The sequence below is a fragment of the Paraglaciecola sp. T6c genome, assembly GCF_000014225.1.
Lineage (GTDB): Bacteria > Pseudomonadota > Gammaproteobacteria > Enterobacterales > Alteromonadaceae > Paraglaciecola > Paraglaciecola atlantica_A.
Map to the genome: position 1 here is coordinate 3,449,454 of NC_008228.1, position 24,330 is coordinate 3,473,783.

General features: G+C 45.5%; 19 protein-coding genes. 10 read left to right on the top strand and 9 right to left on the bottom strand.

The annotated features are described in order from the left end of the window. Positions 1-70: 70 nt before the first annotated feature. Positions 71-1,090, bottom strand: a complete 1,020-nt coding sequence (locus tag PATL_RS14540; protein WP_041713907.1) for a formate dehydrogenase accessory sulfurtransferase FdhD — start codon at positions 1,088-1,090, stop codon at positions 71-73. A gap of 176 nt (positions 1,091-1,266) precedes the next feature. Next, the gene (locus PATL_RS14545; protein ID WP_041713909.1) at positions 1,267-2,244 is read right to left on the bottom strand and encodes a sulfite exporter TauE/SafE family protein; all 978 of its coding nucleotides are present in this window, start codon (positions 2,242-2,244) and stop codon (positions 1,267-1,269) included. 181 nt (positions 2,245-2,425) lie between these two features. Between PATL_RS14545 and PATL_RS14550 the strand changes: the two genes are divergently transcribed. Then, entirely contained in the window at positions 2,426-2,923 is a 498-nt protein-coding gene (locus tag PATL_RS14550; RefSeq protein WP_011575614.1) for a DUF2244 domain-containing protein, read from the top strand. Between the two features lie 31 nt (positions 2,924-2,954). On the opposite strand, the gene PATL_RS14555 is transcribed toward PATL_RS14550, so the two are convergent. Continuing rightward, positions 2,955-4,076, bottom strand: coding sequence for a DUF2855 family protein (locus PATL_RS14555; protein ID WP_011575615.1), 1,122 nt, complete (start codon positions 4,074-4,076; stop codon positions 2,955-2,957). Positions 4,077-4,232: 156 nt separating this feature from the next. On the opposite strand from PATL_RS14555, the gene PATL_RS14560 reads away from it, so the two are divergent. Beyond that, entirely contained in the window at positions 4,233-5,189 is a 957-nt protein-coding gene (locus PATL_RS14560; protein WP_011575616.1) for an MBL fold metallo-hydrolase, read from the top strand. 208 nt (positions 5,190-5,397) lie between these two features. Here the strand turns inward: PATL_RS14560 and PATL_RS14565 are convergent, their stop codons facing one another. From PATL_RS14565 to PATL_RS14575, 4 genes are all read right to left on the bottom strand, one after another. Beyond that, entirely contained in the window at positions 5,398-5,901 is a 504-nt protein-coding gene (locus tag PATL_RS14565) for a DUF2059 domain-containing protein (RefSeq protein WP_011575617.1), read from the bottom strand. A gap of 550 nt (positions 5,902-6,451) precedes the next feature. Then, a complete protein-coding gene (locus PATL_RS22955; protein WP_232283228.1) occupies positions 6,452-7,861 on the bottom strand; it encodes a TonB-dependent receptor in 1,410 nt (469 codons plus the stop codon). Between the two features lie 57 nt (positions 7,862-7,918). After that, a complete protein-coding gene (locus tag PATL_RS22960; RefSeq protein WP_232283229.1) occupies positions 7,919-9,103 on the bottom strand; it encodes a TonB-dependent receptor plug domain-containing protein in 1,185 nt (394 codons plus the stop codon). A 763-nt stretch (positions 9,104-9,866) separates the two neighbouring features. Further along, positions 9,867-10,850 carry a DNA topoisomerase IB gene (locus PATL_RS14575; RefSeq protein ID WP_011575618.1) on the bottom strand — a complete coding sequence of 328 codons (984 nt, stop codon included), beginning with the start codon at positions 10,848-10,850 and terminating at the stop codon, positions 9,867-9,869. A gap of 206 nt (positions 10,851-11,056) precedes the next feature. On the opposite strand from PATL_RS14575, the gene PATL_RS14580 reads away from it, so the two are divergent. Then, positions 11,057-11,602 carry a TetR/AcrR family transcriptional regulator gene (locus PATL_RS14580; protein ID WP_011575619.1) on the top strand — a complete coding sequence of 182 codons (546 nt, stop codon included), beginning with the start codon at positions 11,057-11,059 and terminating at the stop codon, positions 11,600-11,602. Then, a complete protein-coding gene (locus PATL_RS14585) occupies positions 11,595-12,671 on the top strand; it encodes an alcohol dehydrogenase family protein (RefSeq protein ID WP_041714488.1) in 1,077 nt (358 codons plus the stop codon). Before PATL_RS14580 ends, PATL_RS14585 begins: the two co-directional genes overlap by 8 nt. 95 nt (positions 12,672-12,766) lie before the next feature. Here PATL_RS14585 and PATL_RS14590 read toward each other — a convergent pair whose 3' ends face one another. Beyond that, on the bottom strand, positions 12,767-14,164 hold the full coding sequence (locus PATL_RS14590; protein WP_011575621.1) for a hypothetical protein: 1,398 nt from the start codon (positions 14,162-14,164) through the stop codon (positions 12,767-12,769). A 232-nt stretch (positions 14,165-14,396) separates the two neighbouring features. Here PATL_RS14590 and PATL_RS14595 point away from each other — a divergent pair, with 232 nt between their 5' ends. The 3 genes from PATL_RS14595 (at position 14,397) to PATL_RS14605 (ending at position 19,165) form a co-directional block, all read left to right on the top strand. Further along, positions 14,397-14,900 (top strand): GNAT family N-acetyltransferase, encoded by a 504-nt coding sequence (locus tag PATL_RS14595; RefSeq protein WP_011575622.1) that lies wholly within the window; start codon positions 14,397-14,399, stop codon positions 14,898-14,900. A gap of 149 nt (positions 14,901-15,049) precedes the next feature. Continuing rightward, positions 15,050-17,017 (top strand): alkaline phosphatase D family protein, encoded by a 1,968-nt coding sequence (locus PATL_RS14600; protein WP_011575623.1) that lies wholly within the window; start codon positions 15,050-15,052, stop codon positions 17,015-17,017. Positions 17,018-17,179: 162 nt separating this feature from the next. Continuing rightward, the gene (locus PATL_RS14605) at positions 17,180-19,165 is read left to right on the top strand and encodes an alpha-amylase (RefSeq protein ID WP_011575624.1); all 1,986 of its coding nucleotides are present in this window, start codon (positions 17,180-17,182) and stop codon (positions 19,163-19,165) included. A gap of 111 nt (positions 19,166-19,276) precedes the next feature. Here PATL_RS14605 and PATL_RS14610 read toward each other — a convergent pair whose 3' ends face one another. After that, the gene (locus PATL_RS14610) at positions 19,277-20,026 is read right to left on the bottom strand and encodes a GntR family transcriptional regulator (RefSeq protein ID WP_011575625.1); all 750 of its coding nucleotides are present in this window, start codon (positions 20,024-20,026) and stop codon (positions 19,277-19,279) included. A 349-nt stretch (positions 20,027-20,375) separates the two neighbouring features. Between PATL_RS14610 and PATL_RS14615 the strand changes: the two genes are divergently transcribed. From PATL_RS14615 to PATL_RS14625, 3 genes are read left to right on the top strand one after another with little or no spacing between them, the layout of a single operon-like run. After that, positions 20,376-22,463, top strand: coding sequence for an alpha-xylosidase (locus tag PATL_RS14615; protein WP_011575626.1), 2,088 nt, complete (start codon positions 20,376-20,378; stop codon positions 22,461-22,463). A 27-nt stretch (positions 22,464-22,490) separates the two neighbouring features. Continuing rightward, positions 22,491-23,042 (top strand): TRAP transporter small permease, encoded by a 552-nt coding sequence (locus PATL_RS14620; protein ID WP_011575627.1) that lies wholly within the window; start codon positions 22,491-22,493, stop codon positions 23,040-23,042. A 1-nt stretch (position 23,043) separates the two neighbouring features. Then, complete coding sequence (locus PATL_RS14625; protein ID WP_011575628.1) at positions 23,044-24,330, top strand: TRAP transporter large permease; 1,287 nt, start codon at positions 23,044-23,046, stop codon at positions 24,328-24,330.

Genomic DNA, 24,330 nt, shown 5'->3' on the forward strand with positions numbered 1-24,330 from the left:
ACTCCTTAGATCAACGCTCACCGACAGAAACTGGCAAGCACTGAGTCATGATTTTAAATTAGGCAAGCCACTATACAATTCTGTGGTCGCAGGTATATACGTTGATACGTTTTTGGCTAATAAAGCCCACTAAGCAAATATCGCATTCGTTGGCCAGCTCGATAGCCAACGTGGACGGTGCCCCCATGGCTAGGATCATACCGATATTTGCCATGGCGGCTTTTTGTACCAAGTCGAAACTGATCCGCGAGCTTATGACGACCCCGTACTCCTTCGGTTTTTCCGGGGAATTACCCACTAGAAGCATGGGTAAATTGGCACCAATCAGTTTATCGAGGGCATTATGGCGACCAATGTCTTCACGTACATCGATAAGCCTATTTGCCCCTGTTTGCGGAGCATTCAGATTAGCATGCTCTGGTAGTACAAACAGCCCAGCCCCGTGACTGCCTCCCGTTGCAGCAAACGCAGTTTGCTGTTGGCGAAGTGCATCGGCTAAAGATAAAACCTCTTTAGTTAACAGCGAAAACAGCGAAGCGTTATTGGGCGTATCTCGATGGGGAATTTTATCAAGCAATACATCAATAGAGCGTTGGCCACACACACCGCAGCCTGAATTAACGTACTCGATGTGACTTCCCCCTTGGCTTTGCGCTGAGGTAACGTCGAAGTCAGATTGTGGGTGTAAAGTCACGAGTATCTGATTTGCCTCGTTACCTTTTATTCGCTCACTACCGGTATGAGTAACGCTTTGAATATCTGCGCTATTTGCTAACAATCCGCTAGTGTGCAGCCACCCCCTCACCAATGCGGTATCGTCCCCTGGGCTGCGCATAGTGGTCAACAATAAACTGGCGTTACCGCCCTGTTTGAGAGGGTGCTTCAACCAAATTTCCAGAGGCTCTTCACTGGCGATGATATCGTCAATGGCCAAGCGGCCAACGGAGCTTTGCTTTCGCTCAGGGCTGATTTTTGGCTCAAGGCTGTTTTTTGGCCCCTGGCTTTTTGCCAGCTCAAGGCTGTTACCTTGTTCCGATACAAGGTTCTTTGTTACAAGGCGCGTTATTGGGAATGTTTTAACTCTGCTCACCTTTATATAGAAAAATAAATCAGTCGTTAATTCAGCATTTAATAAGATGAATTAACACGTTTTAAGTGCAGAACTGGTTGAGCAATGTTTGAATTTGTTAACGTGCAGCTCGGTTAAATGGCACTCGCTTAAAAGGCAACTTAGTTAAAGTATAACATTGTGAAAACGCAGCTTAATTAAAACACTAAGCCGGATACACCTAAGACTAAGATCCAACTCGCGAAAAACAATTTCAAATGAGTGGGCGAGAAATGCAGCACCAGCCGTTTCGCCAATATGCCGCCCACCACTGCACCAGGCCCTGCAAATAGCACAACAGGCCAATAGATAGCATGGGTCATCAAGACATGATGCACTACACCCGACCATACAGTGACGGCACTTAAAATGACGGCACATGCAATTGAAAAGGTCACATTGAAGCCGCGCATAATTAGATACACGGCCACTAACTCGCCTACCCCAATGGACAAATATGCCGTAATTACGCCGCCACAAATACAAATAATCGGTAACAAAATACTATCTAACGGGCGTAATCGTAGTTTTAAAGTGCTGCGCCCTGCCATGGTGACCATCAAAAACATGCTGATTGCCAGCAAAATAGAAAACACACCGAAGCCAATGTGTAACTTATCACCCTGGGCGAGTACGCCAAACCAGTTAGGGTTAAACTGTGCAATGAGCAAGCCCACAATCGATGCCGGAATGCTCAGTAACAATACTGGATACAAACTCTGCCACTGAGTGATATGCAGAGTTTCCGTGGCACGTTTATCATGGGTGTTGCTTTCACCACAAAGTTGCCCTGAGGTCTCATCGAAGTATTCAATTGTTTGCACGTCATCACCGCTTTGCGCCACATGAAAGCGCCACCAGGTCATTGCCCCCGCCGTCATGCCAAAACACTGAATGGCAAAGCTCGTGGCGACCGTTGCGACGGGTGAAAAGCCCATTTGATTAAAAAACGGCACAAACACTACGCCACCACCTGCACCTGTAGCGTTCGCAAACACCGCGCCCATCACACCTAAAAGAGCGAAAGCCGCGTGCTGGGTAAAGAGTTGAATCGGCTCTTGCTGAAACGCCAAAACGACGCACCAGGTTGCGATCAAGAAGCTACGAATTTGCCCAGCAGAAAATTGAGAAAACATTGAATTTACACTACATTTTGATATCGACATGACTTTGCCAGAAAACCCATATTCGCGCAAAGTAATTCAGGTTACTAAGGTTGTTATCCTTTAATGATCACGCGTATCGTCACACTCTTATTGCTTCGCATATCCACAACTTCGCTGTGTGCGCTTGGCATGTTGAACGCGCAGACTCCCTGTGGTTAGCTTGCTTGAAACACAAGAGCGCTGGGTGCTGACCTTATCACCTAATCGTTCCGCCAATTGGGCACAAACCAAGCTATTGATCAGTGCTATGGCGTTTATCGTGATGAGCATTGCGTTAGCGTGGACATTTGTCGGCGCGTGGTTAGTACTGCCTTTCGCGGGCATTGAAGTGGGGTTACTGTGGTTTATTTCTTATCGCGTGTCACTTTTTACTTATCAGCAACAAGTCATCACCATCAGCAAAACCGACATCAAACTGCAAGCGGGTACCTACAGACCGCGAAAGAGCTGGCTTTTCAAGCGTCATCAAACCTACCTTGGCTTAGTAGAGGCCACCAGCAAGTACGATTGTATTCAATTGCGTTTTGTTGACAATACGCGGCATGTGACGTTTGGAGAGTTTTTGAATCAAAGCGACCGCATGGTTGCACTGGCGCATTTGAAAGCGTTACCCATTCAAGTATTAAGCGACAAATGGTGGCAAGCGTAGCTGGCCACCATTTCACTTATGTCTCAAACGCTTAAAAGGTGAGTACATTAATTTCTTCGTTGTTCAGTGTTCCGGCCAAACCTTGTTGATATAAATCTTGAATCGCCTGAGCACCTTGGTAATCGACCACTTCGATTTTGCCCTGCATGTGCGCGTTGAAACTTCCCCACGCTTGCGCGTAACGCTCATTGAACCCTTCTCGCGTCCACTCTTCTGTGCGTTTTTTCACTTGATGAGGCGCAAAGAATAATTGCCCGTGTAATTTACCTTTGGGTTTATTGGTTTGCGATTTCACGTCCGTGGCGCCAATAAAGACCTCGCGAGACAGTTTGTCGCCTAATAAATCTTGCAGGTCTAAGAGCAGTTGCTTATTGCCCGCAAAGTCCAGCACCCAGCTTTCACCGTCTTGGCTTATCTGATCGATATCTTTGTATTCGAGCACGTCATCGTAACAAGCAAACGATTCAGTCAACGCTTTGTTCGCAGCACTGGTTAACCCCACGACCCGGTAATGTCCACCGCGCTGTGCTTTGTGTTTCATCAATAGATGCGCGCAACCATATGCCGTTTTACTTGATGCACTGGTGAGTAACACAGTCGTCACTTTATCGGTAATGTGTTCACCCACAAAATCGTCCAGCACGAACGATGTCATAAACAAGGGTCGATAATTCAGTAACCACGCTTGGGAGTCTTCTTGGTAGGCTGGGTCTTGGGCGCAACGTAAGTAGTTGTCATACACAGGTGAGCTACTGACCCGCTGGGGGTGATTATCAAAAAAGCTCACGTCAGTGGCTTTGTCCACATTCACCAGCAAATGCGTCCCCATAGGAAAATAGCCATACACCACTTCACCGACTTCGGCTCTTGGATGCTTGGACGCAATAACGGTACCGAACCCCCAAACAGGTACAATGCCCCACTGCTCATCAGCAGGGAAAAATCCCCAATACCCCATTTTTTCGCCGGTGACAGCATAACTAATGTTATTGGCCGAAAAACCAAAACTATCGACTTTTAAAATAGCTTGTCCGTCTTGCAATTGCGCCGCGTCTAGCTCGCCTTTAACAATTTTGGTTTGAGAAATATCTGCTTTGTTCACCCAAATCTGTGTATTGTTTATTTTAGTATCGTTGAGCTTATTGTCTGACATGAGGTGTGTCCTTGTATGAGAAAACTGCAATGAAATCTGCAACGATTATAGGGATGTAGTGAAATTTTTATGCTACAAAATCCATCATATTTGTGAATACGCGCACATCACAGCGACTAATTTCTGCGCAGAAATCTTATAAATCAAGGACAGTCCATGGCAATAATTAACACCGTATCACGCTCTATTTCACCAAAGCAGCTAGCATCACACGCCGCAGCAATGTTGCTAGTAGCCACTGGTTTTAGTGCTCACTCAGCGCCGACCCAAAGTTGTGCTAAGCAAGATGTTACCTTGCAAGTGCTGGGCTCTGGTGGCCCAGAATTAGACGATGGGCGTGTTTCGTCCAGCTACCTTATTTGGCATAACGATAAAGCGCGGGTGTTAATTGATGCAGGTCCTGGCAGCAGCGTTAATTTTGGCGCATCCGGGGCGGACTTCGCCGATTTACAAGGAATATTGCTAACCCATTTACACGTGGATCACAGCGGCGATTTACCCGCCTACGTCAAGGGCTCTTACTTCACCTCACGCAGTGAAGATTTAACCGTGTTCGGTCCTGCGGGGAACGCCATGATGCCGAATACCAGCGAGTATTTGGCAAGCCTAATGGGAGGCGATGGGGCTTTTGCTTATTTAAGTGATTATACCCAACCCACCAGCCAAGCTGACTATCATATCAACGCGCAAAACATTCCCCTGACGCCAATAAAACAGCACAGCCAAAAGATCAGTGATGACATCATTGTCACCGCCAGCCCAGTACATCATGGCCCTATTGCTGCCATTGCTTGGCGCGTTGACATAGGTGACTGCAGCATTACCTTTTCAGGTGATATGAGTAACAAAAACAATACCTTAGCTACTTTGGCTAAAGACAGTGATATTTTGGTTATGCACAATGCTGTGCCACAAAGTGCATCTGGCGCTGCTATCAATTTACATATGCGCCCACTGGATATTGGTAAAATAGCCCAACAAGCGAACGCAAATCGTGTGGTGTTATCCCACTTTATGAATCGCACACGTAATGACAGCGAAGCCACGCTTGGCTTTATCCAGCAGCATTATACTGGCACGGTAGAGCTGGCAACTGATATGGCGACGTTTTGAAGAAGCATCAGTTTAGCGAGAACGACTTGATACGAAGTACTACGACTGAAGTACAGTCTTTATTCTTAAGCATTTGATATAAAAAAGCCATCTCATTCAGTGAAATAAGAACACGGAATGAGACCGCTTTTTGCTACTTTCTTGAGTATGACAAACCTGTAAAGCCTGCCACAAAGATTGGTATAAAGTTTATTAACAAGCGGCTTAGTTACTCGCCGTCTTGCTGCCGAGCCTGTTGTATTTCGCTCTGCATGTCTTGAGCAATTGCTTGTATTTCAGGCATTAAACTGCGCATAGCTTGTTGACCCGCCATCATTGAGTCTTGCATTACTAAAGGCATTTTCTGTGTCATGCTTTTACCGACATCTGATTTGTAAAATTCAATTAAACCATCAATTTCATGCTGATTAAAATGCGTTAAGTACACATTGATCATGGGCTCTTTAAATTGCTCCCAGGTCATTTTCTCTTTGAGCAATTGATCAATCTTGCCCATGTATTTTTCAAAGGCGGGCCTTTCTGGCTCAGAAATATTCATTTGAGTGGCCATGTTATTAAACATAGCGCTCACCTGACCCTGCATCGCATCCATAATTTTCGATACATCCGTTAACAGCATCAATTTTTCAACCGATTCACGGCTCGCTTTGGTCTCGGCCTGAGCGCCAAAAATGATGCATAATAAGGTTAACAGTAAAATTCGTACTTTCATTTTTAATCCTTTAGGTTTGAGGGTAAATAACGCCCCGCGTATTCAAAATTGCTTAATTCGTGATCCTTATACCTGCGCTATCAAAATCAATTAAAACTAAGTATTTCAGTTAATAACGCCCCTAGCATAAACTATTTTTGCGTCTATTTGCTTACATTGCGTACAAAAAATCGTGACAGGAACGAGTAAAAAAACAACCTATTCATCCATCGTAAATGTATCGTCGAGTCTAATGACACATACACTAGATTTTTCTGACTTTTTGAGCTCTACCGTATTCAAATGGTAGGAGTAATATTTATGAATAACTGGGGATAGGCGAATCACCACCTTTTGAAGGTACTATTTTGAGGATACTAGTGAGTTGTCAAACGAAATTGGTGCTCCTTTCTTTAATATTGCCGACACTCAGACAGTTGCAGAACAGAAATGTTGGCTTTATCGCTGGTTTGTTTATTGATTGAATAACACACAAAAATCCGGTAAATAACCTTTACCGGATTTTTGCTTGACGCATCTTAAATGCTTGATTGCCTCTTTGCTTTCTAGTTTAAAAGCGAGCAGTAACTTTGGCATGATAGTAACGGCCCATTACGTCATATACTTCGGGTACGGTGTTGGCGTTATTCCATGAATATATGTAGGGCGGTGTTTTATCAAACACGTTGTCGATACCTGCTGAGACTGACCACGTGTCATTCACAAAATATTGCGCGGCTAAATCATGATAGGTCACAGAGCTTACGTCTTGCACTAAATCATAAGCAGCGTAGTAATCATCTGTCATGCTACCGATGTATCGAATTTTATAGCTTGCGGTCCAATCATTTTGCCCCACTTTGATGCCTAGGTTAGACTTCCATTTGGCGAATCCGCCGTTCGTACCATCAATCTTACCCGTGTATTCCACCTCGTCTTCTGTGTATTCAAGCAGGCGGGTAGCATCTAAGTTGACGCCCCAATCGTACCCCATGGCTTCGAACACGTAGGCCATGTTCATATCAACGCCGCGGGTTTCAACCGTTCCCACGTTAGTCAGGGGCGATTCCATGTAATCGATGTTGCCCGTGATTTCATTCCGCGTGATGTTTAGCACGTTACAGTAGGATGTTTCGCCGGCGTAACATTGATCCAAATAGGTTTGGGTAGAGATACGTGAAATCGCATTACTCACGTCAATATTGAAGTAATCAATCGTGGCGGATAAGCCCTCGATATAATGAGGGTTGTACACCAAACCTAGAGTAAAGGTATCGGCTTCCTCTGGGCTCAAATTGGCCACAGTGGTGTAGGTGTTTTCAATCTGGCCGTCGCTGTACACAAAGTTGGCGTTATTAATTTGCGCCGCACAGGTTTGATACAGGCTTGAACTCGGATCGCCAGCGCCATACCCTGAACAGGGATCGGTCAAATAATCGTATGAGCCAACATCGCCGCCGTAAAGCTCGTCGACCGTTGGGGCGCGAAACGCGTTAGAAGCCACACCTCTCAGCATTAAATCGTCATTTACATGCCAGCTTAGGCCTAACTTCCAAGTGGTGTCGGAATCAAACGTGCTGTAGTCAAACCAACGCACGGCTGCATCAACCGATAAACTTTTCACAAACGGCAAATCGGTCAAAAGCGGAATAGCAAATTCAGCGTAAATTTGCGTGGTGTCAAAATCCCCTGATGTTGGCTCTTGCGCTGATGCGCTGCCATCCCCGGCGACGGTCACTGCATCTGGCTGATACCAACCCTTTTCACGGCGATATTCAGCGCCTGCTGCAAAACCAACAAAACCAGCTGGAAGCTCGAACAAATCACCAGTAACGTTAAGGTTTACTATATTGAATTCGTTACCACCACTGGCTTGGTCCGTGTACGAAATATAGTCAATGGTATCGCTGGAAAGCTCACCTTCATTAGCGAACCAATCTTGACAGGGAATGCTAACGTCATTACAAATTGACGCGTCCATGGTGTTGTAAAGCTTGGTTAAATTAATGTAGTTGGAGGAACGGTCTGTGGCATCGTTTCAGCCATACGAATAGGAAAGATCCCAGTCATAACCTGAGCCAACATCCCATACACCTTGAGCGCCCATCACCACTCGTAAGGTATCTGTGACCTGATCGAACACGCGATCGCCTACTTCTGTCATGCGCCGGCGCATAGAGGTCGCTGTGCCAAAAGGATTGCCTGTGGCGTCAGCGGTTAATATGGCTTCAATGGGCGATGGGGCCATTTGCTGAGTAGATGTGCGTTTGGTATATAACGACTCTACATAAATTTGTGTGTCTTCGTTGATATCATAATTCGCATTGGCAAATAGGCCTATCCGCTTTTGCGGTGTGTATAGATACGAGCTATCAGCGTAGTTATAGGCGTTGTAGCCCTCTGTCCAGTTCTTATCACTGTCTAAGGTTCCCCAACCGTCTCCTGAGTTGTAGTTGCCGCCTGGGATGTATGAACTACCACTGACGCATGCACCTAAATCATCGAAGTCGTTATCTGGACAGGCTGAGAATCCACGATCACCTTGCATCGCTTTACCACGATCGACATAACTTAAACCCAACACAAAATTGCCTTTTTCACTGCTGCCACCTGTGACCAAACTGATATCGGCTGTGTTGGCATCGCCTTCATCTGAGCCAGCGTACCCCATGGATAACTCAATACCGTCAAAATTGGTTTTGGTAATAATATTCACAACACCGGCTATGGCGTCAGAGCCATACACGGCAGATGCACCGTCTTTTAGCACTTCAATGCGCTCAATTGCCGCTAACGGGATGGTGTTTAGATCCACGGAAGAATCAGCCCCCGTACCTGAATTCACCATTCTACGGCCATTGACCAACACAAGTGTACGACTGGTGCCTAAGCCACGTAAGTTAATACGCGCGGCCCCTGCTCCCCCGTTATTGGTTGCAGCACCCGTTGCCATACCGCTTGATGCTGTACTTTGCTGCAGCACTTGCTCAACGGAGGTAAAGCCACCTAAGGTAATATCTTCGGCGCTGATTATGGAAACAGGGCTAGCGGATTCTAAATCGGTGCGCTTTATGCGCGAGCCTGTTATTTGAATCTTTTCTACTGATTTTGCCTGATCGTCAGTTTCTTGCGCTGCAACCATGCCACTAGGTAGCAGCATGGCTGAGCCTGTAACCAGTAATGAAAGTCGGATCGACTGCGTTAGAGCATTCTTGATAAACATTTCAAATTCCCTAAATGGACCCATGCAACATAAATCACATGAATGCATTTTATTTATTATTTTATGAGTGACACTGCGTGTCTGTATGTTATTTATGGGATACACCCAAGCGCGAAATTAAGCACTGAGAGTAGAAATGAATCAAATCAAACGGATTAAAAAAACGGCTTTCAAACAATAATTTACTATCTGCTGACATTGCCCTTACAGTCTCTGACATAACATTGCATAACTATGCAATTAGAACGCAGACATTAGCTTAACTTTCTATATAAATGGAAGAGAAAGTTATCGGCATGTTCAATTTATGATTGCGTGCGAATTAGCTAGAACGAGTCAAAATCTATCAAAATTCATCAAAAATAGAGGGAGTACAGGGGAGTAGAGCCGTGAGTTTAATTTTAAATCAAAGACCTTGTTGGTGTACTCAATGTGGGAAAAAACAAAATATACCCGGCAGCCAGATTTTTATAAAAGATGAATTAAAATTCATTATTCATCGCATTACTGCAAATTTTATGCACTCTCTATGCACACTATTTACGCAAAAATTACACTAGACCTATGCTATTTGGTGTGTGAATTCGGCATAATAGTTATCGACAGCGTAGTGAACTGTTATGTACCTCCCTGGTGCTAATTGTTGCTAGTTGATAACAACTAGCAACAACCCTTCCAGCGTATCATTTATACTATTTCACCTTTAGCAAGGCATATATTTAATAAATACAATCCTAATAAAAAATAATTTAAAACGATAGAGTTAAGATTCGACTAGATATTCAAGCAGTTTTAAGGTGGCTTTTTCATCTGGGCTAAAGTATTTGGCTCGCGTGCGATTGAGTTGTTTGCGAAAATAATCAAGAGTACGACCACTTTCGTAGTGCAGGATAACGCCGGGGTGAATATAGTTTGAGCGGCATACTGCTGGCGTGTTACCAAGCTCGCCAGCCACTTTTTTGACTGCCGCTAGCACATTACTTTGGCTTAGCTTTTCATCATCGGCCGGACCAAGTTCGTCAAGTGCGATAGCCATCAGTACCGTGCCTGCCCATGTTCGAAAGTCCTTCGCGCTAAAATCTTCCCCCATTACTTCTGCAATGTATTGGTTTAGATCCTGTCCGCTAATATTTTTACGCTCCCCATCCGGTAGTGTGACATCAAACAATTCGTAGCCAGTCATTTTTTCCAATTGGGCTAACACCTTGGTGACATGATTGTCGTGGATTTCGCGGTGCTGTTGTTTGTGGCTTTTTCCGACGTAATCAAATTCTACATGACCACGCTCAATGCTCATGTGCTTTACGCGCAGCGTGGTCAAGCCATAAGTTTGGTTGTCTCTGGTGTAACTTGGGTTACCGGGTCTGAAGAAGGCGTCATCTAACATGCGTGTCATGCAAGCTAATACCACATTTTCGTCGATAGGACGCTGAGTGATATGCTGCCCTGTCACGCGCCGCATAGTGGAAAGCTCTTTGGCAAAGCGCAAAATGCGCTCAAATTTCTGCTCGCTGGCCTGCTCAGTCCACTTAGGGTTGTATATGTATTGTTTGCGATTTTGCGCGTCCCGGCCAAAGGCCAATACCTTAGCACTGCGGTCGAGTTCAATTTGCACCTCCTGCCACGCAGGAGGGATCGCTAAGCTTTGCACCCAGCGCTTAATGCCCTTGTTTTTAACCGTTCTGCCAGAAGGGTACTGGTAGGTAAACTTATCACCAAATGGTTTTCGAATAATAAAGCGCTCCATATCCAATCTCCTTTTATTCCTTATTGCGCAGTTATTTTAATAAGTTACATACTGCATTTACCCGTCGCTAGTTCACTTACTTACGGTTTTTTGAGAAATAAAAAACACCACCAATGGGCACTTTCGGGAAAGAACGACTTGACCTAGTCCTTGACAGAGTAGAACGTTCACTCTACCCTGAAGGTAGAGTGAACGTTCTACCTTTGATGCCGCACTTGGAGCGCCAGACATTGAAAGCACAAATTGCCGAAAGTTTAGAGGCTGCCTTTAGCCAGTATGGTTTCGCTGAAGCCAGCGTTTCACAATTAAAAACAGCCTGTAACGTGAGCTTGCGTACACTATACAAACATTATCCTTCAAAAGAGTTAATGATTGTCGCGGCCTTGACCCACAGACATCAGCGCTATTTAGCTTTTTTAGCAGATGCCCGCATTAAAGATGGCAAAGAGGCGATTTTAGCGGTTTTCGAGAGGCTTGATCAGTGGATGACAGAGTTTGCCCCCCATGGGTGTATGTCGTTGCAAGCGTTAGCGGCATTCCCTGACAACCTCGAAATAAAAGCGGCGGTTTCACAGCACAAAAACGATGTACGTTTACTGTTAGCTCAACGAGCTCAACGGCCTCACTTAGCCACAGCGTTACTGTTACTTCACGAGGGAGTCTCTAATGTGTGGCCTATATTAGGCTACGAATCTATCGAATCTGCAAAATTATCAGTTCAACAAATGATGGAGCAAAATGAACATGCCTAACATCACTAACGCCCCTAATATCGTCGCTATTCCCAAAAAAATGAAGGGTGTGCAACTTACTGGTCACGGTGGCCCTGAAGTGCTTCAGTACAATCAAGATATTGCTGTTCCTTCACCCAAAGATCATGAAGTACTGATACGGGTGAAAGCTGCGGGGGTAAATAACACCGACATTAACACACGTACCGCCTGGTACTCTAAAAGTGATGCTGATGGCGCAGACGCAAGTTGGTCAGGCAACGCATTGACCTTTCCGCGTATACAAGGGGCCGATGTGTGTGGCCAAATCGTAGCGGTCGGAAGTCAGGTCGCCAATAGCCGTGTTGGCGAACGAGTATTGATAGAGCCTTGCATTCGCCAAGTGAACGGAAAAACGTTAGATACACCTTGGTATTTTGGCTCTGAATGCGACGGTGGCTTTGCACAATATACGCTAGTTGATGCTCGCCATGCGTTCGCTATTCAAAGTGAGTTGAGCGATCTAGCGTTAGCCACCTTCCCTTGTTCCTACTCGACCGCTGAAAACATGCTGACTCGCACTCAGCTAGCCCCTAACGAAAGAGTGTTGATCACGGGCGCATCAGGCGGCGTAGGCTCAGCAGCCATACAATTGGCAAAAGCACGTGGGGCATATGTTATTGCGCTCACCAGCCCAGCCAAAAACGAACAGCTGTTGGCCTTAGGTGCCGATGAAGTCATCAGCCGCGATGCTGATTTACTTGCAACGCTAAAAGCGAATAGCATAGATGTGGTCATCGATTTGGTTGCAGGGTGCGCATGGCCTAATTTACTTGATGTGCTTAAATGTCACGGCCGATACGCGGTTGCCGGTGCCATTGGCGGCCCAATCGTCGAGTTAGATGTTAGAACCCTGTACTTAAAAGATCTCAGCTTTTTTGGCTGTACAGTATTAGAGGCTGGTGTTTTTCAAAACTTAGTGGACTACATCGAGCAGAGTAAGATTTCACCTATTGTTGCCCAATCGTTTCCGCTAAAAGACATAGCGCAGGCTCAAAAAGTCTTCACCGAGAAACATCATGTAGGCAAGATAGTGCTGAGTATTGATTGACTCTAAAAGTTGATTTGAATTTGTTTTAAATCTGATAGCGCCGTCCAAATTGGCGCTTAAGACTCATGTAACAAGTTTCATGTAGTCGATTTTCTTTAATAAAAAGTCACTTCACTTGAGCTCAGTTGCAGCTCATCTTCGTAGTCAACAAAAAAGAACTCTTGATTAAATCTATCGTCACTCACCTCAATCATGTCGTCAAAACTAAAGAGATCATCCTCTAATAGCTTCTTCACTGCAGCCATCGACTGACCCTGCTTAAAAGCCCCAAATTGCCACGAGCTGTTAATCGTCAGTTTATCTTGCCGAAAGACCGAATCCAATAAATACACTCTATTCACTGTGCTACCTGTCACCTCCACGACCAAGTGGTTATCCATAATAAGCAAATTTGTATCTTTATCACTTGCGACTTCTCCTATCGCTAAGGATTTCAACGTATCGACATCAACTAACTCAAGATCCCCATTAATATATCGGCTTAAGCTATCCGCGATGTGGGTATTGTGGGCGACATCAAGTCTACTTGGCTCAAAATCGCGATGCGATACAGAATAAAAACTCGCTAAATAGTCAGGTTGTCGATTTCGCTCTACTGATTTAGCGATACCCTCTATTGAAATGGTTTGAGATGCATGTTTAAGCACTGCAGTGTGTGTCGAATTTTGCTGGGTATTGATGGCTTTCTCAACGTCAAGCATAGGCATGTCATATGACACCTTATTAAGAATACGCCACTCTTGCTTTTCAAATCGAGCATCAAAATCAAGCATACTAAGAAGCTCATTGCTAAACCAAACATTTCGATTGGTGACACTTACCAGCTTGTCATTGAAGAATGTAAGCCAAAGATCACGACCATAGGAGACAAGCAATAAGTCATTATCTAGGACATATACGCCTGCAGGGCTACCAAATAAAGCCACAGCTTCGTCATAGGTACTTTGTAATCGCAATCCAAATACCCCTTGCTCAAAGTCGATTGAGAACGATTCAATGGGCGGCAGCGGTAATTTGTCAGTGTTTATTTGATAGGTAATAGTATGTTGTTTTTTAGCACGTATTTTTGACTCAATACTTAAGGCGAATTTCCTTAAACCACTTGCATCATAGGGCGTTGCTTTTGATGACAAGGCAGCCCCCGTAGCGCAATTATTGACAAGTTGCGCAGTGAATGTGACTCGGTTGCGTACGACGCGGGATTCCGAGGCCAAGCTATCTAACACAACCGATTTTTTCGTTAAGATGACGCCATCAACTCCCCGCTTTTTAGCAATGTCTAGAATATCTTGAATGACTTCCGATCTGGTTTTTGCCAGCGATTCAGCATTAGTGCTTCCTGTCGAGAATCGTAATCGTCCACTTACTTTAATTGTATCTACAACCCCATAATCACAAGCAGGATAAAACTGTAATAGTTCTGCGGCTGAGCTTTCTTTTGCCAACATCGCAAGACAAGCGCCTAACAACACCTTCATATTCAGATATCTCATAAATTTCCTTTTAAATTATCATATTTGTCTTAACATCTTCGTGTATCTTATTGACGAATAACAAAAATTGGCGAACAGTATGCAAGACAAGGTCAAAGCTATTATTGGGTAAAAAAACTCTCAGTACAACAGGCTAGTTTGCTCATTTCATCTCAGTTGCCAGAAACAATTCAGGCTAAAACGAAAAATTTTTATTGGCAGGAAAGGTGTCGATTGGTAATTTAATGAGAATATGCTGCTAATACGACATTTTACCCAACAAGATAAGACACACCTCATTCGCTGCTTAAACACGACTAACGTGACGCGTTTTTTGTCGAGTCGCATTCCTTATCCGTACACAGAAGATGACGCCATTTGGTGGATTGAACAGGGCAGTAAAATTGGCATTATTCGCGCAATTGAAGTGGACGGTGAGTTTGTTGGCTGTGTGAGTGCTGAGCCAGGCCAGTTTGAATATACGTATTCAGCTGAAGTCGGTTACTGGTTGGCTGAGCAGTTTTGGGGCAAGGGCTACGCCTCAAAAGCGCTTGCTTTACTGATTGATGAAGTGAAAAACAACAGTGAAATAGTGCGCTTACACGCCAGTGTATTTGAAGGCAATCTGGCCTCTTGCCAGGTACTAGAAAAATGCGGCTTTACTGCTGAGGGTTACCTAAAAAAGGCGGTGTACAAGCAGGGCTCGTTTTATAACACGCATCTCTACGCTAACGTTATTAACGATGCCAATGGCTAAAAGCGACGGGTGAAGCCTGTTATTACCCTATCTCACTGACAAAATGTATCTGTTTAAGGATTAAAATTAACGGCTCAGTAGATCAATCCAAGTGAACATTGTTAAAGTAGCCATTTATACCGTTAGATATTCAGGATTAGGAAGTCGATTTGCAGCAATCAGCGTTAAAAGTACTCGCAGGGCCTATTCTAAAGAAACTCACGTGCGAGCAAGTGACTTTATGGTTAGTCACCAACCAACCCATCGATATCAATTTGTCGCTTTCACCTGAAGGTCAAACTGCGCAAACCTACCCGCTTGAGCAAACCAATGACAATGAAATCCCCCAGCACAGAAGCATTAAGGTCGGTGAACATCTTTATATACATTTATTGCACCTGACACTCGACACCCCATTACCCGAAGACTGTTGGATTGGCTATCAGTTAGACTTTACGACTCAAGACAAAGTCAACGTAAAGCTCACCGAGTTGCTCAGTGATATTTGTTACCCACAGCGCCCCACTCCCGGTTTTGTGGTGCACCATAAACTGCGAAAAATTCTGCATGGCTCTTGCCGCAAACCTCATCATGACAGCCCTGACGGCTTAGTGATTGCCGATACCCTGCTGAGTACTCTGCAAGATTCCCCGCAGCGGTGGCCGAGTCTAATAATGATGACTGGGGACCAAATATACGCTGACGATGTGGCAACCCCCATGTTAGCGGCCATTCACAGTGTTATCCCCTCTCTGGGCATAGTTGACGAAATCTTTTCTGATTCAACCGTTAACAACAGCCACGATTTGCACACTGAGCAGGCCTTATACAATCAACGCATACAGATTTTACCAAATGATAATCAAAGCCAAAAATTAAAGATCCCGCTTTTTAAGTCCGCTGAAAAGCCGGTCTTCACCACGGTGCACGCGAATAATCATTTGGTGTCGTTTGCAGAGGTCATCACCATGTATTTATTGTGCTGGTCTCCTGAGTGCTGGGCAATTGCTAATACTGATATACCTAGCTCTACTGGAGTTCAAAGCGCAATAGGCGATCAAAGCGTTGAAGAATATCAAAGCGAGTTAGACTTGATAGAACAATTTGTGTCAGGCCTCTCACAAGCAAGACGCGTCATGGCACACCTGCCCTGCCCCATGATGTTCGATGACCACGATGTAACCGACGACTGGAATTTAACCGCAGACTGGGAACAAGCGGCCTACGGCAATGTGTTCTCCCGACGAATAATAGGTAATTCATTAATAGCCTATTTACTGTGCCAAGGATGGGGTAACGCACCGCAAAACTTCAGTGATGAATTACTGCAAAAGATGCAATTGAGTTTCCAGGACTTAGGCTGCCCAGAACACGATGAAACTATCACCACATTGTTAGCGTTTGAACAATGGCATTACCAATGGCCCACCTCGCCCAAATTATTGGTGCTTGATACCCGCACCCAGCGCTGGTGGTCAGAATCGAACGCCAATAAACCATCTGGTTTGATGGATTGGGAGTCACTCACTGAATTGCAACAAGCTTTGATGAATGAGCCCGCTGTGGTGCTAGTGTCGCCAGCGCCTATATTTGGGGTGAAACTCATCGAAGCGATTCAAAGGGTATTTACCCGTATTGGAAAACCACTGATGGTGGATGCCGAGAACTGGATGGCTCACCCCGGCAGTGCAAATTATTTATTGAATCTATTCACCCACCGAAAAACACCGCAGAACTTCGTGATTTTATCCGGCGATGTGCATTACTCCTACGCCTACCACGTGAAGTTAAAGCGAAGACGCAACAGCCCTGATATATGGCAAATCACCAGTAGTGGCTTACGCAATACCTTTCCTGAGAGTTTACTCAACTGGCTAGATAGGCTAAATCGTTGGTTATACGCTCCCTATTCACCGTTAAATGTATTTACCAAACGACGTAACATGCGCGTCACCCCGTTAAAGCCTTCGCACGCGTCTGCGGGTGAGCGTTTGGTCAACGGCTCAGGCATTGGCTTGGTAGAACTTGACGATGAAGGAAAACCAACAAGTATCAGCCAATTGTTGTTTGATCAACAAATACAGTTTGAAGAAGCAGATATTGTCAACTCACCACACATGCGAAGACATGAAAGGTGAAAACAGTTAGAGAACAAAAACACAACATTTTATTTACATACGTATTCATTTGGTAATTTTTTTGCTCTTGGCTTAAGGTTTCACAGCCACGGCTAGGAGCAGTTACATATCGTCACGTATGCCTTAGCAAATGACCAAACGATCAACCTAAGGGATACGCTCATGAAGACATCTTTAAAAACCATTGCTTGTGCACTGGCAGTTAATTTTAGCACTCAAAGCAGTGCAGCCCCCACAACTTTTGTCCACTTATTTGAGTGGAATTGGCAAGACATAGCCACCGAATGCGAAACCTTTCTGGGCCCCAAAGGCTATGCCGCGGTTCAAGTATCGCCACCAAACGAGCACATCACCGCACAGCAGTGGTGGGCTCGTTATCAACCCGTTAGCTACGTGTTGCAAAGCAGAGGGGGAAACCGCGCGCAGTTCATTGACATGGTGCAACGCTGTGATTCAGCAGGCGTAGATATTTACGTAGACGCGGTCATTAACCATATGGCGGCAGGCTTAGGAAATGGAACTGCTGGCAGCAGTTTTGGCGCCAAGCAGTACCCTATATTTTCCCCCCAAGACTTCCATACAACCTGCACAATCAATAACTACAGTGACCGAGGACAGGTACAAAATTGTGAATTGGTTGGCCTAGCTGATTTAGACACGGACGCGCCTTACGTTCAAGACACCATCGCCGCCTACTTAAGTGACTTGACCAACATAGGCGTTAAAGGGTTTAGATTAGATGCCGCGAAGCATATGCCTAGTGCCGATATATCCAGTATATTATCCAAAGTCGCGGGCAATCCCTTGATATTTCAAGAGGTCATCGATCAAGGCGGGGAAGCTGTATCAGCCAGTGAGTATGCCAGTAATGGCTTAGTCACCGAGTTTAAGTACAGCGTTGAAATAGGTAACACCTTTCGAAATGGTAAATTAGCGTGGCTAAGTAATTTTGGAGAAGACTGGGGGTTCATGCCTAGCTACCAAGCAGTGGTCTTTGTTGACAACCATGATAATCAGCGGGGTCACGGCGGCGGTGGCAACGTTATTACGTTTGAAGATGGCAGGTTATACGATCTCGCAAATGTGTTTATGCTTGCCTATCCCTATGGATATCCAAAGGTCATGTCCAGCTTTGACTTTCATTCTGATACCGATGCAGGTGCGCCCAATATGCGCGTACACAATAACGGTAATCTTGAATGCTTTGGGCAAAACTGGAAGTGCGAACATCGCTGGAGTTACATTGCTGGTGCGGTAGATTTTCGAAATAATACCCATGACGATTTCTCACTGTCCGACTGGTGGGATAATGGTGCTAATCAAATCGCCTTCGGCCGCAGCAGCTCAGGCTTTGTAGCCATCAATAAAGAGAGCTATCAACTTAACGCAAGCGTATCCACTTCAATGGCACCAGGACAATACTGCAATGTACTGAAAGGTCAACTTACCAGTGATGCTCAAAGCTGTTCCGGGGAGGTTGTAACCGTACAAAACGACGGAACCATAAACCTTAGCGTGGTTCCTTTTGATGCGATAGCGATTCATCACAATGCAAAAATCACAGACTCTGCCCCTACTCAAAATAGCCAAAGAACGGTCATATTCATTAAAGCACAGACGCAAAATGGTCAGGATATGTTCGTGCGCGGCGGTATAGACCATGCCTATGCCAGCAGCCAATTAGGCAAGGCCTGCACGGCAGAAAACTATCAATGTGCAATTCCAATCACCCACAATAATCTGCGCAACACAACCACGGCGGTGTGGAAACAGAATGAACAATACCTAGATTGGTATGGTGCTGAAAGCGCGCAAAATGCAGCCGCACAAGGCACCGCAATGGACTGGACGACAAACCTTTGGCCCGACAGCTATGGCCCACACAAAACAGTGGTCAACGACGGGTTTGGACAAGAAGTACTCAATGCGTGGGGGGAGCATTACTGGATGCTGGATGTACAAATGGATTGCAGTAAAACCGTAAACGGCTGGTTCGAACTCAAGGCCTATGTAAAAAACGGACAAGGCTTTGAAGGCGACGTGCAGCAAATCGGTACACCTTATCCTTCGAGCAATCATTTCGCTCAATGCGGTAAGATAAACCGATTCGAATTCAACAGTTCAACTGCGTATATCGTGCCGTTTTAGTTAGCAGCTAGACTTTCAATCTGTGAGGAGTAGAGGCTGAATTAAAAACACGTGCGGGTAAACTTTACCCGCTGTTTTCCAGCGTCACGTCAGTAGCAATGAGGCAGGTTATTAGTTTAATTCCACCAGATAATGGTATTTGTCACTGCGGCAACGACTGATGCGGTATTCCATCGGTTTGTCGTTTAGCGACTGAGCGATGCGTGTTACTTCAAGCAACGGCTCACCTAGTTTTATGTCTAGTGTATCAACGTCATTTTGCGTGGCGAGATCCGCTTTGATACTGTCACGAATGGTATGTACGGTCAGGTTAAAGTTGGTTTGATAAAAGTGGTACAGCGTATGTGGCACTTCTTTTTCATCAAGCAATGCTTTGAACCATTTATGGGGCAAAAAAATAGTCTCAGCAATGCAAAACTCGTTATCTAAAATACGGCGCCTGATCAGTACAATCACTTTGTCTTTCGGGTTGAGTGCTAAGGCCGCAGCGACTTTCTTATTGGCTGTTTGCGTTGAGATAGACAATAGCTCAGCCTTGGGCAATTCTGGGTTTTTACCATCCGCAATCAGGGGGTAAAAACGATAAAGTCCGTGATGCCCCGTATGCTCAGAAACAAACGTACCAATGCCTTGCCTGCGGGTAAGAATTTTAGCGCTCGTTAGGCTGTTCAGCGCTTTACGCACCGTGCCTTGGCTGACGCCAAACTCGCTGGCCAGCTGAAATTCGTTGGGTAACATTTCACCTGGCTTCCAGCGCTGCTCAACGATAAGTTGGGTCACTTGCTCTTCCACCTGTTTGTACAAAGGTTGGAAAGCTAAACCAGGTCGGCTAAGTTTGTTGTCAAAGCGATTTTCGTTCATATACGGCAAATTTGTTGAAACAAAATATAAGAGTAATATTAAGTGTATGTCTTATACAAGATATTATCGTTTGGTTTACATTAAACTTTGTTAAGGATCAATTCGGTGCATTTTTGCGAAGTGCATTAATCCCGCTATATCTACTAGTTTTAAGCATCGTTTCAATCACTTAATATGCTCACTCGGATAACGGAAAACCCACCATGCAACTAAAACTCAACAAAGATTGACAAGAATTTAACACTACTATAACTTATATCTTATATAAGATTGTAAGGGTTGCTTGCATCGCCTCAGTGCTAGCATTTGCGCTTCCCCATTGTGCCATTATCACGAGTGAGAAAAATTCATGTCTATAACTACGTCTGTGTTTGATGTTACTGCCCCGAATTGGAACGATATAAAGCAAGCTGAAGTGACCGGCGCCGCGAGCTTGCAAAGTGATGCCAGTGTACTAATTCCGACGTCGCAAGGTGAGTTACACATCGCATTTCATACGTTTGGTGTGCGTGTACAAATTGGCACGAAAAATCAGCCTGACTATGGCCTACTCGTATCCACGCCGGATGTAATAGCGGCAGATATCGTTTCAAATGAGCAGCAAACAACCCTGATTGCTGGTGAGAGTAAGTTGGTGATCAACCACACCCCCTTCACGTTTGAGTTATCACAAAACAGTAAAACAATTCAGCAAACTGCGACCGATGGTCACTTTGTGCGTCGCTACCGTTTACCGCCTCTAGCCAAAGTGGATAAAGGCTGGTTAATAAGCCTAGAGCTTGGCACCGACGAAGCCGTATACGGCTTAGGCGAAAAATGGGGTAGCCTTAATAAGCGCGGTCAACTGGTGCGCTCTTACAACCACGATGCGCTAGGCGTAAATGCAGAAATTTCCTACAAAAACACGCCATTTTGTTGGAGCCCCAGCGGTTGGGGCGTGTTTGTGCATACCCCTGCCCCGGTAACACATGCTGTGGGTTATGCCACTTGGTCACAACGTGCTTATGGGGTATTGGTGGAAGATGAATGCTTAGATTTGTTCTTGATGCACGGTGAGGATGGTAATGCCATTATCAACACCTACACAGATTTAACCGGCAAAGCGCCGACCCCTCCGGTATGGAGCTTAGGGGTTATTTTATCGAAAGCGTATTACAAAGATGTGCCTGAATTATTGGCTACGGCAAAAGACGTACGCGATCACAAAATGCCGTGCGACGTTATCACCCTTGACGGACGTGCATGGCAAGACACAGATACCCGCTTTGCCTTTGAATGGGATCCCAAACGCTTTGACGACCCCGCGGCGGTGATCAATAAGCTCAAAGCAGACAACTTTAAAGTCTGCATATGGGAATATCCATTGGTTTCTATTCAGCATCCGCTTTTCGCCGAAATGGCCAAAAAAGGCTGGTTATTAAAAGACAAGCGCACCGGCGAAGCGTATCAATACAAGTGGGACATGAGCGCGTTTGCAGAAGTGCTGACGCCGCTACCTGAGTCCGGCATTGTGGATTTCACCCACCCCGATGCATATCAGTTTTGGATGGAATCACACAAGCCCTTGTTTGATTTAGGCATTGATATGATAAAAGCCGACTTCGGTGAACAGGTCGAAGATGACAACATGCTTGCTTACAGCGGTGATTCAGGCAACCGCTTGCACAACATTTACAGCTTTCTATACAACAAGTGCGTGTACGAAGCCGCAGAGAAGTATTCTAAAAACGGCCCTTTCTTGTTCAGCCGTTCAGCATGGACCGGCTCACAGCGCTTCCCTAGTCAATGGGGCGGCGACCCACAAGCCGATTGGGGCGGGCTAAGCGCCAGTATCCGCGGTGCTTTGTCGTGGGGGATGTCAGGCGCGCCTTTCTTTGCCACTGATATTGGCGGGTTCTTCAAAGACACACGAGATCAAGAGCTCTTTATTCGTTGGTCACAAGCCGCCGTATTCAGTGCTCATATGCGTTTACACGGCATAGGTCAGCGTGAACCTTGGAGCTATGGCCCGGAAGCAGAAGATGCAGTAAACCAAGCATTGGTGCTACGTTATCGCTTACTACCGTATATTTACAACGCCATGCAACAAGCAAGTAGTACAAGTGTTCCTTTGATGCGCGCGATGCCATTGGCCTTTCCCAAAGATCGTGTAGCGGCAGCGTTTGAATCGCAGTTTATGTTCGGTGATGACATGTTAGTGGCTCCCTGCTTAAAACCCGGCGGAGAAGTAGAGTTCTACTTACCCGAAGGTGAATGGCAACGCTTCCCAAGTGAACAAACCTACCAAGGTGGCAAGGTTTATAACCTAACCCTTGGCGCTCAAGAAATGGCCGTGTTCGTACCTAAGGGCAAGCGCATACCACTTGGGCCAGATGTTGAACACACGGACGAGTTGACTGATCAGCAACCGCAAATTAGCCATTACTGGCCCAAATAGCCCTTAAGCGCAGTCGGAGAACACCTCATGCAAAATGCTGTCAGTCGCGGGTTTTTAGCCGTTAATCGCCCGCTAGGTAAGGTCAATTATGCCATCAGCACCCTTGGCAAAAATATTGCGGGCGTGCTGTTAAGCGCTATGTTGCTGATGATTTTAGCTCAGGTGTTCTACCGTTATGTGTTAAACGATTCCCTAGCATGGACCGAAGAGCTCGCGAAATACTTGATGGTATGGGTCACGTGTTTAGTTGCCCCTTGGGCTTATCGTGAAAATTTAAACGTGTCTATCGAGATGTTTGCCGACGCCCTTCCCAAAGGCTTACGCAGAATGTCAGAAATTATAATCACCCTCTTAGTGATTATGATAAGCGCAGTGTTTTTCAAACAAAGCGTGGCATTTTTCCAAGGTGGTTTTGAAATATATGCCTCGTCCATGCCCGTCAAGCTTGCTTACTTTTATGCCTGCGCACCGTTAATGTTTGCGGCCCTGTTTTTAGTGGGTATCGAAAACCTGATCAAACAACTCTTTGCTCGTGCTTATCTCACTGCGCAAACGATTCCCCCCATGGAAGTAGAATAATATGTCTATCAGTTATTTTTGGGTTTTCATTCTATTACTCACTGCTGGCACGCCAGTGGTGTTTGCCTTGTTAATTGGTCCTGGCGTCAGTTTAATGCTTGACGGTAACGAGGTGTTTTTCTCAGCATTGTTAACCCGTTTGTACTCAGGGATGAATTCGTTCCCTTTGATGGCGGTACCGTTTTTCATCTTAGCTGGTGAGCTGATGAATCAAGGCGGGATCACTCAGTCTATTGTGCGCTTTAGCCAAACCTTAATAGGGCATTACAGAGGCGGCTTAGCACAAGTGAATATTTTATCGTCAGTGCTTTTCGCAGGGCTATCAGGCTCAGCGGTTGCCGACACCTCTGCGTTAGGTAAAATGCTTATCCCCGCTATGGAAGAAAACGGCTACAGCAGACGCTTTGCCGCTGCAGTGACGGCCGCTTCTTCTGTTATCGGCCCGATTATTCCCCCCTCAGGGATCATGATCTTGTACGCTTTTATCATGAACGTATCTGTGGCGGGCATGTTCTTAGCAGGCATTACCCCGGGCTTATTGATTTGTGCTGGTTTGATGATAGTCACCAGCCGAATAGCCAAAAAACGTAACTACCCAGTAGCAAATCAAAAAGCGACTTGGTACGAACGTGGCAGTGCCCTTAAATCGTCCTTTTTACCCTTACTTACCCCCGTTATTTTACTTGGCGGGATCGTATTAGGTGTATTCACCCCAACAGAAGCGGCCGCAGCAGCAGCGGGTTATGCACTGATCGTTACCTTATTTGTGACCAACACCCTTAAATTCCACAAGCTGCCGCACATACTTGTTAACGCAGCCGTGCAATCAGGAACAATTTTATTACTGGTCGGCTCGGCGGTAACCTTCGCCTGGATCATTACCGTGTCCGGTATGGCTGATATGTTAGCCGAACAAATCGTCGGCATAACCGACAACGTATTGTTGTTGCTGCTGATCATTAACTTATTCTTATTCGCCATCGGAATGTTTCTAGATGCAGGCCCAGCGATCTTGATCCTCGGCCCTGTGCTAGCGCCTATTTTTATCTCGCTAGGCATCGACCCTCTACATTTTGCGGTGATCATGTGCGTGAACTTAACGGTTGGCTTAGCAACCCCCCCTATGGGCTTGGTGCTATTTGTGGCTGCGTCCGTATCCGGCGAAAAAACCGAAAATATTGCCTACGAAATGCTGCCATTTTTAGCAGTTGAAGCCTTGGTGATTTTTATTATTACCTATTTCCCTGCGGTCACTATGACCTTACCTCGTCTGTTTGGGTTTGCTTGA

What these genes read in the sequence shown, in the direction of transcription:
- PATL_RS14545 (WP_041713909.1), bottom strand. Translation starts at nt 2,244, where the DNA reads ATGTTTTCTCAATTTTCTGCTGGGCAAATTCGTAGCTTCTTGATCGCA.
- PATL_RS14575 (WP_011575618.1), bottom strand. Translation starts at nt 10,850, where the DNA reads ATGGAGCGCTTTATTATTCGAAAACCATTTGGTGATAAGTTTACCTAC.
- PATL_RS14560 (WP_011575616.1), top strand. Translation starts at nt 4,233, where the DNA reads ATGGCAATAATTAACACCGTATCACGCTCTATTTCACCAAAGCAGCTA.
- PATL_RS14625 (WP_011575628.1), top strand. Translation starts at nt 23,044, where the DNA reads ATGTCTATCAGTTATTTTTGGGTTTTCATTCTATTACTCACTGCTGGC.
- PATL_RS14580 (WP_011575619.1), top strand. Translation starts at nt 11,057, where the DNA reads ATGCCGCACTTGGAGCGCCAGACATTGAAAGCACAAATTGCCGAAAGT.
- PATL_RS22955 (WP_232283228.1), bottom strand. Translation starts at nt 7,861, where the DNA reads ATGGACGCGTCAATTTGTAATGACGTTAGCATTCCCTGTCAAGATTGG.
- PATL_RS22960 (WP_232283229.1), bottom strand. Translation starts at nt 9,103, where the DNA reads ATGTTTATCAAGAATGCTCTAACGCAGTCGATCCGACTTTCATTACTG.
- PATL_RS14585 (WP_041714488.1), top strand. Translation starts at nt 11,595, where the DNA reads ATGCCTAACATCACTAACGCCCCTAATATCGTCGCTATTCCCAAAAAA.
- PATL_RS14555 (WP_011575615.1), bottom strand. Translation starts at nt 4,076, where the DNA reads ATGTCAGACAATAAGCTCAACGATACTAAAATAAACAATACACAGATT.
- PATL_RS14620 (WP_011575627.1), top strand. Translation starts at nt 22,491, where the DNA reads ATGCAAAATGCTGTCAGTCGCGGGTTTTTAGCCGTTAATCGCCCGCTA.
- PATL_RS14565 (WP_011575617.1), bottom strand. Translation starts at nt 5,901, where the DNA reads ATGAAAGTACGAATTTTACTGTTAACCTTATTATGCATCATTTTTGGC.
- PATL_RS14590 (WP_011575621.1), bottom strand. Translation starts at nt 14,164, where the DNA reads ATGAGATATCTGAATATGAAGGTGTTGTTAGGCGCTTGTCTTGCGATG.
- PATL_RS14610 (WP_011575625.1), bottom strand. Translation starts at nt 20,026, where the DNA reads ATGAACGAAAATCGCTTTGACAACAAACTTAGCCGACCTGGTTTAGCT.
- PATL_RS14595 (WP_011575622.1), top strand. Translation starts at nt 14,397, where the DNA reads ATGCTGCTAATACGACATTTTACCCAACAAGATAAGACACACCTCATT.
- PATL_RS14615 (WP_011575626.1), top strand. Translation starts at nt 20,376, where the DNA reads ATGTCTATAACTACGTCTGTGTTTGATGTTACTGCCCCGAATTGGAAC.
- PATL_RS14605 (WP_011575624.1), top strand. Translation starts at nt 17,180, where the DNA reads ATGAAGACATCTTTAAAAACCATTGCTTGTGCACTGGCAGTTAATTTT.